The following is a 15,875-nucleotide window of genomic DNA, read 5'->3' on the forward strand; positions in this document are numbered from 1 at the left end:
CGGAATGGAACGAAGGGATCGAGGTGCACGTGCCTGACGTCTCCGTGGTCGTCATCGTCTACAACGACGCAGAGCGTCTGCCGACAGCAGTCCAGTCGGTTTTGGACCAGACCCTGCACGGGGTCGAAGTCGTGATCGTCGACGACTGCAGCAAAGACCGGTCGTACGCGATCGCGCAGGAGCTCGAAGCTGCGCACCCGGGGAGGGTGCGCGCCTTCCGGCTGCCCGAGAACAGCGGGGGCTGCGGCGCCCCGCGCAACCACGGCATCCAGCAGGCCACCGGCACGTACGTCATGTTCCTGGACAGCGACGACGTGCTGGAGCGAAACGCCTGCCGGAACATGCTGGCCGCGGCCGAGCGGACCGGCTCCGACCTGGTCTCCGGCATGTGCGTGCGCGTGCACCTCGACAACCGGTGGGGCAAGACCACCGAGTGGTACCCCTGGATCTACTCCCGCACCCGCACGCTGGAGTCGATCACCGAGGACCCCGACCTGCTGGTCTACGACACCCTCTCCACGAACAAGTGCTACCGGCGCGCGTTCCTGCTGGAGCAGGGCCTGGAGTTCCCGGTCGGCATCCACTACGAGGACCTGCTGTTCTCCGCGCAGGCCTACGTCGCCGCCCGCCGCATCACGCTGATCCCGAACCACGTCTACTACTGGAACGTGGTCGAGAAGGCCTCGGCGAAATCGATCAGCAACCGGCGCCACGAGATCGCGAACTTCGTCCACCGGATGGAGATCCACCGCCGCGTCGACGAGCTGCTGGCCGCCAAGGGCCACACGGACATCAAGTCCGCGAAGGACGCCAAGTTCCTCAAGCACGACCTGGTGCTGCACCTGCGCGACCTGCCCCTGCTGGGCGATGCGTACCGCCAGGAGTTCGCCCGCCTCGCCAACGGCTACCTGGCCGGCATCGACCCGGCGGCGTACGAGCACGTCACGTACCTCCAGGCGATCTGCGCCTACCTGCTGGGCAAGGAGGACTGGGACAACCTGCTCCCGGCCGCCGACGCCATGACCAACAAGGGCCGGCTGTCCTCGCCGCTCGCGGAGCGCGACGGGCGCGTCTACTGGTGCGCGCAGCACATCGACGACCCCGACAGCGCCGAGGCCGCCGAGGCCCGCCGGATACTGGACGTCACCGAGCAGGGCTTCCACACCACCCCGCTCACCTCCCTCACGCTGGGCAACCGGCTCACCTCGTACGAGGACGACGGGCGCGGCACCGTCACGCTCTCGGGCGCCGTGGTGAACCCGCTGGGCCGGATCAGCCCGGAAGCGGAACTGGGGGCCACGCTGGAGTTCCGGGCACGCCGGCAGATCGGCGTGCGCTCTTTCAGCTTCCCGGTGGCAACCGTGCGCCACGCCGGTGACACGATCGAGTGGACCGCCACGGCCGACATCGCCGGCACCGTCCGCCCCCTCGGCATCATCGACGCCGTCTGGGACGTCCGCCTGAAGCTGACCGCCGGCGGCGAGCGCCTCACCACCCGCGTCTCCGTCGGCGGAGTCGACATGGAGCCGGCGGCCCGCCTGCGCGTGCGCCCGCGGCTGACCCGGCTGGTCTCCGACCGCTTCGAGCCGGAGGTGACCAAGAAGGGGAACCTCTCCTACGTCCTGACCGCCGAGGGCGCCGCCGCCGTCCGCACCCAGACGCTGATCAGCAGCGCGATGCACGGCAAGGCCGCCGGCGTGGTCAAGCGGGGCCTGCGCAAGGCCCTGCGGGCCCGCCGCAACCTCGGCTCGGGCGAGCAGAAGGTGAAGGTCTACCACGAGGTCTTCTCGAAGCTGCCCATCAAGAAGGGCACGGTCGTCTTCGAGAGCCACATGGGCAAGCAGTACAGCGACAGCCCGAAGGCGATCTACGAGGAGATGGTCCGCCAGGGCGTCCCGTTCGAGGCGATCTGGTCGTACGCGGGCGGCAAGCCCACCGGCTTCCCCAAGGAGGCCACCCTGGTGCGCCGCTGGAGCTGGCCGTACCTGCGCGCGCTGGCGCAGGCCGAGTTCTGGGTCGACAACCAGGGCTTCCCCCTCGCCCTGACCAAGCGCGAGGGAACCACGTACATCCAGACCTGGCACGGCTCCGCGCTCAAGCGCATGGGCTTCCACGAGCCCCGCACCAAGGCGCAGGGCAAGGCCGGCCAGGACCGCTTCCAGGCGGCCGTCAACCGCTTCGACCACTTCCTGATCCGCTCCGAGCACGACACCCGCACCCTCGCCAAGGGCTTCCGGCTGCGCGACGAGGTGCTGCTGCGCACGGGCTACCCGCGCAACGACGCCCTGGTCGAGGCGCAGCGGGCCGAGGCGCAGAGCGGGGAGCGGGTGCGCGGGCCACTCGCCGCCGAGCTGGGCATCGACCCGGGGAAGAAGGTGCTGCTGTACGCGCCGACCTTCCGGGCGAACGCGGACGGCGCGGTGGAGGGCTTCGAGTTCCCCTTCGACGTGGAGGAGTTCGCCGAGCGGCTCGGCGACCGTTTCACGCTGCTGGTGCGCACCCACTACCTCAACAGCGTCTCGCTGCCGCCGTCGGTCGCGGGCCGGGTCGTCGACGTGTCCCGGCACCACGACATCACCCCGCTGCTGGCGCTCGCCGACGGGCTGATCACCGACTACTCGTCCGTGATGTTCGACTACTCGGTGCTGGACCGGCCGATGCTGTTCTTCGCGTACGACTACGAGAAGTACGCGACCGACATCCGCGGCACGTACTTCGACCTGAAGGAGAAGGCCCCCGGCCCGGTGGTGGCCACGGCCGACGAACTCCTCCAGGCCCTCGCCGCCTTCGACGAGGCGGACGCCAAGTACGCGGAGGCGCGGCAGCGCTTCCTCACCGAGTTCGGCGAGTACGACCGCGGGGACGCGGCCCGCCAGATCGTCGAGAAGTTCTTCACCAGGAGCGGCAAGTGAGCCAGCAGACCGCCGAGTCCGGCGCGCGCGACGAACAGCCTGGCGGCCGTGACGTCTTCATCGTCTCCAACAGCGTCGACGAGCTCGGCGGCGTGACGACCTGGTCGCACCAGATGGCCCGGCTGTTCACCGACCGCGGTCACCGGGTGCACATCGTCGGCATCGCCCCCGTCGCCGAGGAGATCCGGCAGAAGCTGCCGCAGGACCTGCCGTACGCGATGACCACCCTGTACGACGCCCACCCGCCGAAGGCCCGCCGCCTGCGCGGGATCAAGGGCCGGCTGAACGCCCCCGAGCGGCGCCGCCAGGCGGCCCGGCGGGCGAAGATGCGGGCCAAGGCGGAGACGCTGAACGAGCTGTTCCGCGCGGCCCGCCCCGGGGCCGTCGTGATCGTCACGCAGGTCTGGGCGATGGAGTGGGTGGCGCTCGCCGACACCAAGGGGCTCGGCGTCATCGGCATGAGCCACGAGTCGTTCGAGGCCAGCCAGAAGTCCACCCGCGGCGAGCGGGTCCGCCGGTACTACCCCGAGGTCGACCGGCTGCTGGTGCTGACCCCCGAGGACGCGGACATGTGGATCCGGGCCGGCATGGAGAACGTGGGCAGCATGCCGAACCCGCTGCCGTTCATGCCGGACTCCCCCGCCCCCCGAACGGAGAAGGTCGTCGCCAGCGTCGGCCGCCTCGCCTTCGAGAAGGGCGTGGACCTGCTGCTCGACGCGTGGGCGGAAGCCGCCCCGCAGCACCCCGACTGGGTCCTGCGGATCTACGGAGCGGGCGTGGAGGAGCCGGCGCTGCAGGCGCACGCGACCGCACTGGGGCTGGAGACCTCCGTCACGTGGATGGGCAGCACCGACGACGTGCTGGGCGCGCTGCGCGGGGCCTCGGTCTTCGCGCAGGCCTCGCGGGCCGAGGGCTTCCCGATCACCCTGCTGGAGGCGATGGCGACGGGCCTGCCGGTGGCCGCCTTCGACTGCGCGCCGGGCGTACGGGAGATCGTCGAGCACGGCGAGGACGGGCTGCTGGCCCGGCTGGGCAACACGATGGAGCTGGCCGGGCACCTCGACGTGCTGATGTCGGACCGCGAGCTGCGCGACCGGCTCGGCGACAACGCCTTCCGCAGTGTGCAGCGCTACTCCAGCGCCGAGATCACCGACCGCTGGGAAGAGCTCTTCACGTTCTTGGAGCGCTGAGCCCTGGAGCGCTGAGCCCGCGTACGCAGCACGAAGCCGCCCGCCCCGGAACGCATCCGGGGCGGGCGGCTTCGCGTTGTTCGCTGCGGCGTGCGGGCTCAGCGCGCGACGTGCGGCAGTTCGCCCTTGCGGTTGGCCTCCCAGCCCGCCCAGGCCGAGGTGATCATCTCGCGGACATCGTGCTTGGCCTTCCAGCCCAGCTCCGCGGCGATCTTGTCGGCCGAGGCCACGACCTTCGCCGGGTCACCGGGGCGCCGCGGGACGACGACGGGCTCGTAGGTGTGCCCGGTGCCCTCGTTCAGCAGCTGCGCCATCTCCCGTACGGAGACGCCCTCGCCGCGGCCGATGTTGACGGTGAGGTCCTTGTAGTCCCCGGTCGCGCCCCACTCGACGAGCTTGCGGGCCGCCACCACGTGGGCCTCGGCGAGGTCCTCGACGTGGATGTAGTCGCGGATGCAGGTGCCGTCCGGGGTCGCGTAGTCGTCGCCGAAGATACGGGCGCCCTCACCCTTGTCGAAGCGCTCGAAGACCATCGGGACCAGGTTGTAGACCCCGGTGTCCGCGAGCTCGGGGGCGGCCGCGCCCGCCACGTTGAAGTAGCGCAGGCAGGCGGTGGAGATGCCGTGCGCCTTGCCCGCCGCGCGGACCAGCCACTCACCGGCCAGCTTCGTCTCGCCGTACGGGCTCAGCGGCGCGCACGGGGTCTCCTCTGTGACGAGCTCCACGTCGGGCATGCCGTACACGGAGGCGGAGGAGGAGAACAGGAAGTTGCGGACGCCGGCCGCGGCCACCGCGCCCAGCAGGACCTGAAGGCCCTCCACGTTCTCGTGGTAGTAGAACAGCGGCTTCTCGACGGACTCGCCGACCTGCTTCTTGCCCGCCAGGTGCACCACACCGGTGATCTTGTAGCGCCGGAGGGTCTCGTCCAGGTTCAGCCGGTCCAGGACCGAGCCGATCACCAGCGGGACGCCCTCCGGGACGCGGTCCTCGTTGCCCGTGGAGAGGTCGTCGAAGACGACGACCTTCTCACCTGCGGCGAGCATCGCGCGGACGACGTGGGAGCCGATGTAGCCGGCGCCACCAGTGATCAGAAAAGTCATGCGTATCTCCCTGGGGTCCCCGGACCGGGTCCGGGGTCCTGTCCGAAATCTCGGGCGACCTTGCGATCGCCGCCTGTCTTCACTCCGATCCGCGGCCTGCCCGGGCCCGGTGGAGACGGTTGCGTACGAGGCTCAGCGCGCCCGCGGCACCCGGCGCGAGCCGCAGGGCCAGCGATCCTCCGCCCGTGCGGAACGGCTGCGCCAGCAGAACACCGTACCTGCTGCTGGGCAGCGCCCGGCGGTGGAGGAGGTCGTCGAGGGGGCGCGGGGAGGTGACCAGGGAGCTCCCGTCGGCGAACTCCACGCCCACCTGGACGCCCCACGCCTGCATGCCGCGGCGACCCTGGCGGCGCCCGGCGGCGGCCACGCCGGTGAGCCGGAACGGCAGCGCGGCGGTCCAGCCGTCACCGTCGGCGGCGGGGCGCAGCTCCACGGGCCGGTCGAGGACGGGCTCCCCGCCCGAGCGCGGTACGAAGCGCAGCCGGGCGGTGCGGGGTCCGGCCTCGGCGAGGCGCCCGTACAGGTCGCGCACCCGGATCCGGAGCCGGCCGGCGCCGACCGGTTCGGCGTCGATGCTGACGGGCAGATCGGCGACCGGCAGCCCGTCCAGCCCGTCCAGGACCACCGGGAGCTCCTCGCTCCACACGGGCAGCCCGCCCGGGCCGGTCGCGTACGGGGGCAGCAGCCGCGGCGGCTCGGCGGCGAAGCGGGTGAGCCGCTCCACGTCGGCGGGCGGGGCCGGGGCCGCCAGCAGCAGCCGGACGATCCAGCGGGCGTGCGCCCCGGCGGCCTCGATCGCGGCCTCGTCGAACCCGGCGAGGTAGTCGCGGGTCAGCGTCCACCAGGCGGCCTGGTACTCGGGGTCCTTGCCGAGCTCGCGCAGGTACATGCGCAGGTCGTACTCCAGGAACTTCACCTGGCAGGCGAGGCCCAGCTGCGGGGAGGAGTCGGTGATGATCCGGCAGGCCGTGCGGTGGGCCTCGATCCGGGAGCGCCAGTTGCCGACGTCCTTGCGGTCCAGGGAGATCGACACCTGGGCGGCACTGCGGCGCACGTGCCAGACGTAGACGAGGTCGCCGATGACGGCGATGCGGGGCGCGGCGGACAGCACGCGCGCGGTGAAGACGAAGTCCTCGTAGACGAATCGGCCGTCGGGAAAGCGGATCGCATGCTTTTCCAGGAAGGACCGGTCGTACAGCTTGTTGACGCAGAGGGTGTCGCGGACCAGCTCGGGCCGGTCCGCGGGCCGCTCGATCACATCGCCCGCGGTGTACAGCCCGGGCATCCAGGGCACGTCGTGGTACTGCGGCAGCTCACGGCGTACGCACGCGCCGACGGTCACCGGCGCGCGGTGCGCCTCGGCGGCGCGTACGAGGGCGTCGGCCGCCCCCGGGGGCAGGATGTCGTCGCTGTCGAGGAAGAGGACGTACGGCGAGGTCGCACGCGCGATCCCGTCGTTGCGCGGGGTACCGCATCCGCCGCTGTTCTCCGTGCGGTGCACGACCTCGAGGCGGGGATGGGCGGCGGCCAGCTCGTCCAGCACCCGCGCGGTGCCGTCGGACGAGGCGTCGTTCACGGCGATCACCTCGGCGACCACCGGGCCCTGGGCGAGAGCCGAAGCCACGGCCTCGCCCACGAGCACGGCGTCGTTGTACGCGATCACCACGACGGAAACGCTGGGAGTGTTGGTGCTGCTCACCCAGTGGATCCTAGGCGACCGGGGTAAACATCACTTCAACTCCGCCGTCCGGGGCACAAGAACGGCAAAGCAGCAGATCAGAAGGGCCGGAATTCGTCGTACTCCTGCTGCACCGAGTCCCCGCGCTTGGCTTCCTTCTCCTTGCGGCGGGTGGTGGCCGGACGCGGAGCCTCCAGGCGGTGGTCCTCACCGCGGCGGCCCAGCATCTCGGCGCCGGCCATCATGGTCGGCTCCCAGTCGAAGACGACCGCGTTCTCGTCGGAGCCGATGGCGACACCGTCACCCGCACGGGCACCGGCCTTCTTCAGCGCGTCCTCGACACCGAGGCGGTTGAGGCGGTCGGCCAGGTAGCCCACGGCCTCGTCGTTGTTGAAGTCGGTCTGGCGGACCCAGCGCTCCGGCTTCTCACCGCGCACGTTGTAGACGTCCTCGACCTCGTCGTAGGTGATGGTGAAGCCGGAGTCGTCCACGGCCTTCGGGCGGATGACGATACGGGTCGCCTCCTCCTTCGGCTTCCGGGCGCGGGCCTTGGCGATGACCTCGGCGAGGAAGTAGGAGAGCTCCTTGAGGCCCGTACGGGCGACCGCTGAGACCTCGAAGACCTTGTAGCCGCGCGCCTCCAGGTCAGGGCGGACCATGTCGGCGAGCTCCTGGCCGTCCGGGATGTCGACCTTGTTCAGGACGACGAGGCGCGGGCGCTTCTCCAGGCCGCCGCCGTAGAGCTTGAGCTCCTCCTCGATGACGTCGAGGTCGGCGATCGGGTCACGGTCGGACTCCAGGGTGGCGGTGTCCAGCACGTGCACGAGCACCGAGCAGCGCTCGACGTGGCGCAGGAACTCCAGGCCGAGGCCCTTGCCCTGGCTGGCGCCGGGGATCAGGCCCGGGACATCGGCGATCGTGTAGACCGTCGAGCCCGCGGTGACGACGCCCAGGTTCGGGACGAGGGTGGTGAAGGGGTAGTCCGCGATCTTCGGCTTGGCGGAGGAGAGCACCGAGATCAGCGAGGACTTGCCGGCGCTCGGGAAGCCGACCAGCGCCACGTCGGCGACGGTCTTGAGCTCCAGGACGATGTCGCCGGCGGTGCCGGGGACGCCGAGGAGCGCGAAGCCGGGGGCCTTACGGCGGGCAGAGGAGAGCGCGGCGTTGCCGAGGCCGCCGCGGCCGCCCTGGCCCGCGATGAAGGTGGTGCCCTGGCCGACCAGGTCGGCGAGGACGTTGCCCTCCTTGTCGAGGACGACGGTGCCGTCCGGCACGGGCAGGACCAGGTCCTGGCCGTCCTTGCCGGAGCGGTTGTCGCCGGCGCCGGGCTGGCCGTTGGTGGCCTTGCGGTGCGGGCTGTGGTGGTAGTCCAGCAGGGTGGTGATCGCCTGCTCCACCACCAGGATGACGTCGCCGCCACGGCCGCCGTTGCCGCCGTCGGGGCCGCCGAGCGGCTTGAACTTCTCCCGGTGAACGGAGGCGCAGCCGTGGCCCCCGTTACCCGCGGCGACATGCAGCTCGACGCGGTCCACGAAGGTGGTCATGGTTGTTCCTCCAGATACATACGGGAATGTCCCGGGCAGGCCTTGCTGCCCATTAAACGTGCCTAACCGTGCCTATGTGCCAACGCGCCGAGGGCGGACCTCTCTTCCCGGCTTGCGCCGGGAAGAGCTGAGATCCGCCCTCGGGAAGTTACGTACCGCTGATCAGCAGGAGCTGGATCAGGCGGCCGGAACGATGTTGACGACCTTGCGGCCACGGTGCGTGCCGAACTGCACGGCACCGGCCTGCAGCGCGAACAGCGTGTCGTCGCCACCACGACCGACACCCGAGCCCGGGTGGAAGTGGGTGCCGCGCTGGCGGACGAGGATCTCGCCGGCGGAAACGACCTGACCGCCGAAGCGCTTCACGCCGAGCCGCTGAGCATTGGAATCGCGCCCGTTCCGGGTGGACGATGCGCCCTTCTTGTGTGCCATGTCTCAGTCCCTCTTACTTCGCAGCCGCGGGGATACCGGTGACCTTGATCGCCGTGTACTGCTGGCGGTGACCCTGGCGACGGCGGTAGCCGGTCTTGTTCTTGTACCGAAGGATGTCGATCTTGGCACCCTTGTGGTGGTCCACGATCTCGGCCTGGACCTTGATGCCGGCCAGGACCCACGGGTCGCTGGTCACGGCGTCGCCGTCGACAACGAGCAGGGTCGAGAGCTCGACCGTGTCGCCAACCTTGGCAGTGGAAATCTTGTCAACCTCAACGATGTCACCAACAGCAACCTTGTGCTGGCGACCACCGCTGCGCACGATGGCGTACACGCGGATCTCTCTCTCACTCGGGACGGATGCTCCTGAAGCCAGCCGCTCAGACGGGCCTGGGGCCCGTACGGATCCGGATTGGACGAGCGGCCTCTCCTGCGGGCGGTGCCCGGCCGGAGGAAGGTGCTCAGGAGCGCGACGCGCACTAGACGTAACCATCTAGGACATGCCGACGGTCTAGGTTACGGGGCCGGTTCCGGAGGGTCAAACCGGGCCCCGCACGGCCGTGGGCCCCGCCTCTCGGCGGGGCCCACGGCCGTACAGCGGATCAGGCTTCGGTCGGAGCCGAGACGGACGGCTGCGACTGCTGCTCGGCCGCCGCGGTCTTCTTCGTCGCCCGCTTCGCCACGGTCTTCTTGGCCGTCGCCTTCTTCGCGACGGTCTTCTTGGCGGCCGTCGCCTTCTTGGCGGCGGTGGCCTTCTTCGCCGGGGCCTTCTTGGCGGCCGTCTTGCGGACCGCCTTCTTGGCCGCCGGGGCAGCCTCCTCGGCCTCTGCGGCCTCCGCTGCCTCGGCCGGGGCCGGGGCGGCCTCGGGCTCGGCGGCGGGGGTCTCGACGACCAGTACGGCAGCCTCCGCCGCGCCTGCCGGGGAACCGGCGGGTGCGGTGGCCTTACGGGTGGCACGCCGACGCGGACGGGCCGGTGCGGCCTCCGCCACGGGGGCCTCCTCGACCGGCGCCTCGGCGACGGGCTCGGGCTCCGCCTCCACGACGGGCTCGGGGGCGGCCTCGACGACCGGCTCGGGCTCCGGGGCGGCCTCGGCCGCAGCCGGGGCACCCGCCGGGGCGGTGGCCTTGCGGGTGGCACGGCGACGCGTGCGGCCCTTGGGCGCGGCCTCGACCGTCTCGGCGGCCTCCACGGCCTCGGCGACGACCTCGGAGACCGGCTCGAGCACCGTGTCGGCCGCCTCGGTCACCGGCTCTGCCTCGGGCACCGGCTCCGCCGCCGGGGCGGCGACGGGCTCGGCCTCGGCCACGGGGGCCGGAGCCGCCTGGGCTGCCGCACCGCGCGGGGCACCCGCCGGAGCGGTCGCCTTGCGAGTGGCACGGCGACGGTTGCGACGGCCGCTCAGGCCGGCCGCGGCCTCCGCCTCCGCCGGGCTGCCGTAGAGCTCCTCGTCCGCGACGAACGCCGGCTCGGGCAGCGCCACCGGCGCCGCGAGCTCGGCGGCCACCTCGGCCTCGGTCTCGGCTTCGAGCGCCTCGTGCTCGACGGTCGCAGCGCCCTCGATCTCGTGGTCGTGCTCGTGGCCGCGGCCGCCGCGCCGCTTCGCGCGCTTGCCGTTGCCACCGCCGCCGATCGCGGTCGGCGTCTCCATGTGCACGATCACACCGCGCCCGTTGCAGTGGACACAGGTCTCGGAGAAGGACTCCAGCAGGCCCTGGCCCACCCGCTTGCGGGTCATCTGGACCAGACCCAGCGAGGTCACCTCGGCGACCTGGTGCTTCGTACGGTCGCGGCCCAGGCACTCCAGCATGCGCCGCAGGACCAGGTCGCGGTTCGACTCCAGGACCATGTCGATGAAGTCGATGACGACGATGCCGCCGAGGTCGCGCAGCCGCAGCTGGCGCACGATCTCCTCGGCCGCCTCCAGGTTGTTCCTGGTGACGGTCTCTTCGAGGTTGCCGCCCTGACCGGTGAACTTGCCGGTGTTGACGTCGATGACGATCATCGCCTCGGTCTTGTCGATCACGAGGGAACCGCCCGAGGGCAGCCACACCTTGCGGTCGAGCGCCTTGGCGAGCTGCTCGTCGATCCGGTACGTCGCGAAGACGTCCACCTCGGAGGTCCAGCGCGACAGCCGGTCGGCCAGGTCCGGGGCCACGTGGTTCACGTAGCCGTGGATGGTCTCCCAGGCGCTGTCACCGCTGACGATGACCTTCGTGAAGTCCTCGTTGAAGATGTCGCGCACGACGCGGACGGTCATGTCCGGCTCGCCGTACAGGAGGCTCGGCGAAGAGGTCGAGATCTGCTTCGACTTCTTCTGGATGTCCTCCCACTGGGCCTGCAGACGCTCGACGTCGCGGCGCAGCTCGTCCTCGCTCGCGCCTTCGGCGGCGGTGCGCACGATGACGCCCGCGTCCTCGGGGACGATCTTCTTGAGGATGGTCTTCAGGCGCGCGCGCTCGGTGTCGGGCAGCTTGCGGCTGATACCGGTCATCGAGCCCTCGGGCACGTAGACCAGGTAGCGGCCGGGCAGCGAGACCTGGCTGGTCAGGCGGGCGCCCTTGTGGCCGATCGGGTCCTTGGTGACCTGCACCAGGACCGACTGGCCGGACTTGAGGGCGGACTCGATGCGGCGCGGCCCGTTGGCCATGCCGAGCGCCTCGAAGTTGACCTCGCCGGCGTACAGGACGGCGTTGCGGCCCTTGCCGATGTCGATGAAGGCGGCCTCCATCGACGGCAGCACGTTCTGGACCTTGCCCAGGTAGACGTTGCCGACGTACGAGGTGGCTTCTTCCTTGTTGACGTAGTGCTCGACGAGCACGTTGTCCTCGAGGACGCCGATCTGGGTGCGCTCGCCGGCCTGGCGGACGACCATCACGCGCTCGACGGCCTCACGGCGGGCCAGGAACTCGGCCTCGGTGATGATCGGCACGCGGCGGCGGCCCTGCTCGCGGCCCTCGCGGCGGCGCTGCTTCTTCGCCTCCAGACGGGTCGAGCCCTTGATGGACTGCACCTCGTCGGACGGCTCGGCCTTCTCGCGCGCCGGGCGCGGCTCGCGGACCTTGACGACGGTGCGTACGCCGTCCTCCTCGCCCGCTTCGCCCTCGGCCGTGGCGTCGGAGGGCTCGCCGCTGCGGCGGCGGCGGCGACGGCGGCGACGGCTGGAGCTGGAGCCCAGGGCGCCGGTCTCCTCGTCCTCTTCGGCCTCTTCCTCTTCCGCCTCCTGCTCGGCGGCCTCCTCGGCCTCGTCCTCGGCGGACTCGTCCAGGTCGGCGGCCTCACCGCGGCGACGGCGACGGCCGCCACGACGGCGACGGCGGGACGGACGCTCGCCCGTCTCGTCGCCCTCTTCGAACTCGGCAGCCTCTTCGTCGAGCTCGGCGGCCTCGGCCTCGTCCTCGACACGCTCCACGTCGGCCAGCGACACCGGCGCGGACTCGGCGGCCGGGGCGGCCTCGACCGCACCGCGGCCACGGCGGCGACGACGGCCGGCCGGCTGCGGGGCGGGGGCCTGGACGGCCTCGGCCTCGGCCTCGAGCTCTTCCTCTTCCTCGACCTCTTCCGCCTCGCCGGCTGCGGCGGCGGCCGCGGCGGCCATGGCGGCGGTCTCCGGGGTCTGGAACATCGGCTCGGTGAAGACCGGGGCCTGGAACACGGCCACGGCGGGGCGCGCGGCGCGGCGGCCACGAGCCGGAGCGGCGGGCTCCTCCTCGGCGGCGGGCTCCACCGGAGCGGCCTGGGCGGCCGGAGCGGCGGAGGCTGCGGAGCGGGTGGCGCGGCGGCGGCCGCCGCGCTTCGGGGAGTCCACGGCGTCGGCGACGGTGACGGTGGCCTTGGGAGCGGCCTCCTCCACGACGGCCTCGGCGACCTCGGCGGCGGGCGCCTCAGGAGCGGCGACGGCGCGGGTGGCACGGCGGCGGGCACGCGGCGCGGGAGCAGCGGCCTCCTCGACAACCGGAGCGGCCGGGGCAGCAGCCTCTACGACGGCCTCGGCAGCGGCCGGAGCCTCAGGAGCGGCCACAGCGCGGGTCGCACGACGACGGGCACGCGGCGCGGGAGCCCCAGCCTCCTCGACAGCCGGAGCGGCGGGGGCGGCAGCCTCTACGACGGCCTCGGCAGCGGCCGGAGCCTCGGCAGCGGCCGGAGCCTCGGGAGCGGCCACAGCGCGGGTCGCACGGCGACGGGCACGCGGCGCGGGAGCCGCAGCCTCCTCGACAACCGGAGCGGCGGGGGCGGCAGCCTCTACGACGGCCTCGGCAGCGGCCGGAGCCTCGGGAGCGGCCACGGCACGGGTCGCACGACGACGGGCACGCGGCGCGGGAGCAGCGGCCTCCTCGGCGGCCGGGGCGACGGCCTCGGCGGCAGGAGTCTCGGTGGCGGCCACGGCGCGGGTCGCGCGGCGGCGGGTACGGGCCGGTGCGGCGGCCGGAGCGGCCTCCTCGACGGCGGCGGCGGGGGCGGCCGGAGCGGCCTCGGTCACCTCGGCGGCCGGGGTGGCGGTCGCGCCGGGCGGGCCGGCGGGCCGCGACGCGGCACGGCGACGCCTGCGCGGAGGCAGGTTGTCGCTCGGGCTGCCGCTGTCGGCGCCACCGGGGGTGTTGTTGGTTTCGTTGTTGAGCATGCGGGCGGTTCTCCCGTCACGCTCCCGGGCGCCGCGGCTGACTTCCGGTCCGGCACGGCCCCGCGCGATCAGCGCGGAACCGGCCTCCGGGGCGCGTTCGCCACACGGGAGCTGTAGTCCATGGCCGCCGGTTCCGTACGTCTTGTCCGTACGGCCTGGCGGAAGTCTTCAGGTGAGTGCGCGGCCCGACCCAGGTGGCTCCCGAGTGCCAGGGCTGCGCGACGACGACGATCCCTACGCGGCGGGACCTTCCGGCGCCTTCGCGTCGGCGGCTACGGCGGCCGTGGGTGGGGCGGCCGTGACAGCCTCGCGGTCGGGCGCGAGCGGGTCGGTCACCGTGCCGGACTCCTCGTCGAAGAGCCCCTGCGCCAGCCTGGTCACCGCTGCGGGGACCGGCGGCGCCAGGTCGGCCACAGCTCGGAGACCGGACAGGACGTCGTCGGGTCGCACGGCAGGTGTCAGATGCCGAACAACCAGCCGCAGTATCGCACAGGCATTGTCCAGCGGCCTATCAGCCGGGGTAGGAACCGCCTCGAGGCTCACTACGGCGCCCCGGGTGTCGAAGCTGCGCATGCCGTTTTTGGTGCGTCGCTGCACCTCGACCGCCTCGGCGGCCAGGAAGGCCTCGACCGCGCGCTCGACGTCGGCGACCTCCACGCCGTCCAGCCGCAGCTCCCATACGGAGGCCGTCAGCCGGTCGGCGAGCCCGGAGGTACGGGCCTCGACGGCCTCGATGATGTCGAGCCCGAGCGGCATCGACTCGTCGAGGAGCTCGCGGAGCTGCTCGGGGTCGCGGTGCTCGGCGAGGGCGATCTCGAGGTACTCGGCCTCGCTGCCGGTGCCGGTCGGCGCGGCGTTCGCGTACGAGACGCGCGGGTGCGGGGTGAAGCCTGCCGAGTACGCCATGGGCACCTCGGCGCGGCGCAGGGCCCGCTCGAACGCGCGCTGGAAGTCTCGGTGGCTGGTGAACCGGAGGCGGCCGCGCTTGGTGTAGCGCAGTCGGATGCGCTGCACCACCGGTGCGGGGGGTGGGCCTTCGGGCTGTCGCTTGCCCAGTGGTTCTTCTCCTTGTGCGGGGCTCCGCGGCTCGCGCGTCGCCCTGAGGTCTGGTGAGCCTGCCGGCCACACCGTGCCCTCCGGCTCACCCCTGCTTCTGTTCGTGCAGGGAGATCTCGGGGGCGGGCGCGTTTTTGCCTGCGGCTGTCGTACTACCCAGAGTACGCGCCCGTGACCTCGCCGGTTCCCGGCCGGGGCCCCCGAACAGCACCCTTCGCACATCGGCCCGGACCTCGCGGACGGTGGCGCGGACGGTGCGCCACACCTCCCGGACGACATGTCCGACCGGCGTCAGCACGTGCCGGTACACCTGCGACACGGGCCAGCCCACGAGCACCCACCCGACCAGCCGGACTCCCCGCCACACGGCCCGCACGATCCGCCCGGCGACGTGCCAGGCCCAGACGAGCACCTGCCAGAGGGGCACGAGCACGTACCGGTACACCCCGACCCCCACGGGCCGCAGCAGATACCGGTAGACCACGGACCCGATGACGGCCAGTCCATGCCCGACCGGGGTGAGCACGTGCCGGTAGAACACCCCGGCCACCCACAGCAGCCCCCGCCCGACGGGTGCGAGCACGTACCGCCACAGCCCCACCCAGGGCCAGACGAACAGGGTCATGCAGAGCGCCCACACGAGCCACATCACGCCCTTGGCCAGCGGGGCGAGCAGATACCGCATCCCGCCACGCCCGGCCCAGGCCAGCGCCGCACCGAGCGGGTGCAGGAGGTACGTGTACAGAGCCCGCCCGACGGGAGCGACGAGATACGCGTACACGGGCTGGAGCACATACCGCCACAGACCGACCCAAGGCCAGACGAACATCAGCTTGAGCAGCACGGTCAGCACCCAGCCGATCCCGCGCAGCACCGGCTGGAGGACGTACACGGAGAAGGGCCCCAGCACATGCCGCTGAACGGCCTGCCCGAACGCAACGAGCAGATCCCAAACCACCCGTACGGGCAGTACGACGATCAGCGCCACGATCTTGACGGGTATCCGGACGACCCCCACGAGGCAGCCCTCGCCACTGTCCGCGGACTGCCGCTTGTCGAGTTCCATACCGCTAAGGACACCCAGAACCCCCCGACCGTTGCGGCGGGAGACCTCCGGTCAGTCGATGGACCCGGGCACCCACCCACGCCGGGCGAGCATCGCGACCTCCCACAGGGCCGCATTCACGGTGTCCTCAGCCGTGTGGGTACCGAGCGCCTCGGCAGCGAGAGCCAGCGCTTCCTCGTCGATGTCGATCTCGACCATGGTCATCAGCCGACTCCCCACAGAGAATGAGACTTACCGCCGGAAAGCAATAGCACATTTCATCTCATGCATTCGAT

At 71.8% G+C, this 15,875-nt stretch carries 11 protein-coding genes; 2 read left to right on the plus strand and 9 right to left on the minus strand.

The window, feature by feature from the left end; all coding sequences use genetic code 11:
* Window positions 1-23: 23 nt before the first annotated feature.
* Together AB0M76_RS08095 and AB0M76_RS08100 are read left to right on the plus strand one after the other, a co-directional pair.
* A complete protein-coding gene (locus AB0M76_RS08095; protein WP_365952106.1) occupies window positions 24-2,912 on the plus strand; it encodes a bifunctional glycosyltransferase family 2 protein/CDP-glycerol:glycerophosphate glycerophosphotransferase in 2,889 nt (962 codons plus the stop codon).
* Complete coding sequence (locus AB0M76_RS08100; protein WP_365952107.1) at window positions 2,909-4,102, plus strand: glycosyltransferase; 1,194 nt, start codon at window positions 2,909-2,911, stop codon at window positions 4,100-4,102. Before AB0M76_RS08095 ends, AB0M76_RS08100 begins: the two co-directional genes overlap by 4 nt.
* A 98-nt stretch (window positions 4,103-4,200) precedes the next feature.
* Here the strand turns inward: AB0M76_RS08100 and galE are convergent, their stop codons facing one another.
* The 9 genes from galE to AB0M76_RS08145 form a co-directional block, all read right to left on the minus strand.
* Window positions 4,201-5,202 (minus strand): UDP-glucose 4-epimerase GalE, encoded by a 1,002-nt coding sequence (galE, locus tag AB0M76_RS08105; protein WP_266667099.1) that lies wholly within the window; start codon window positions 5,200-5,202, stop codon window positions 4,201-4,203.
* Window positions 5,203-5,281: 79 nt separating this feature from the next.
* On the minus strand, window positions 5,282-6,901 hold the full coding sequence (locus tag AB0M76_RS08110; protein WP_365952108.1) for a glycosyltransferase family 2 protein: 1,620 nt from the start codon (window positions 6,899-6,901) through the stop codon (window positions 5,282-5,284).
* Between the two features lie 77 nt (window positions 6,902-6,978).
* Window positions 6,979-8,424 carry a GTPase ObgE gene (gene obgE / locus AB0M76_RS08115; RefSeq protein ID WP_365952109.1) on the minus strand — a complete coding sequence of 482 codons (1,446 nt, stop codon included), beginning with the start codon at window positions 8,422-8,424 and terminating at the stop codon, window positions 6,979-6,981.
* Between the two features lie 177 nt (window positions 8,425-8,601).
* Window positions 8,602-8,856 carry a 50S ribosomal protein L27 gene (rpmA, locus tag AB0M76_RS08120; protein WP_030027134.1) on the minus strand — a complete coding sequence of 85 codons (255 nt, stop codon included), beginning with the start codon at window positions 8,854-8,856 and terminating at the stop codon, window positions 8,602-8,604.
* A gap of 13 nt (window positions 8,857-8,869) precedes the next feature.
* Window positions 8,870-9,190, minus strand: a complete 321-nt coding sequence (gene rplU, locus AB0M76_RS08125; RefSeq protein ID WP_008738952.1) for a 50S ribosomal protein L21 — start codon at window positions 9,188-9,190, stop codon at window positions 8,870-8,872.
* 268 nt (window positions 9,191-9,458) lie between these two features.
* Window positions 9,459-13,478 (minus strand): Rne/Rng family ribonuclease, encoded by a 4,020-nt coding sequence (locus tag AB0M76_RS08130; protein ID WP_365952110.1) that lies wholly within the window; start codon window positions 13,476-13,478, stop codon window positions 9,459-9,461.
* Window positions 13,479-13,712: 234 nt separating this feature from the next.
* Window positions 13,713-14,492, minus strand: a complete 780-nt coding sequence (locus tag AB0M76_RS08135) for a TIGR03936 family radical SAM-associated protein (protein ID WP_365952351.1) — start codon at window positions 14,490-14,492, stop codon at window positions 13,713-13,715.
* A gap of 127 nt (window positions 14,493-14,619) precedes the next feature.
* The gene (locus AB0M76_RS08140) at window positions 14,620-15,600 is read right to left on the minus strand and encodes a hypothetical protein (RefSeq protein ID WP_365952111.1); all 981 of its coding nucleotides are present in this window, start codon (window positions 15,598-15,600) and stop codon (window positions 14,620-14,622) included.
* Window positions 15,601-15,651: 51 nt separating this feature from the next.
* Window positions 15,652-15,804: a hypothetical protein gene (locus AB0M76_RS08145; RefSeq protein ID WP_365952112.1), complete on the minus strand. Its 153-nt coding sequence runs from the start codon at window positions 15,802-15,804 to the stop codon at window positions 15,652-15,654.
* Window positions 15,805-15,875 lie beyond the last annotated feature (71 nt).

This window comes from Streptomyces sp. NPDC051364 (genome assembly GCF_040682115.1).
Classification (GTDB): domain Bacteria; phylum Actinomycetota; class Actinomycetes; order Streptomycetales; family Streptomycetaceae; genus Streptomyces.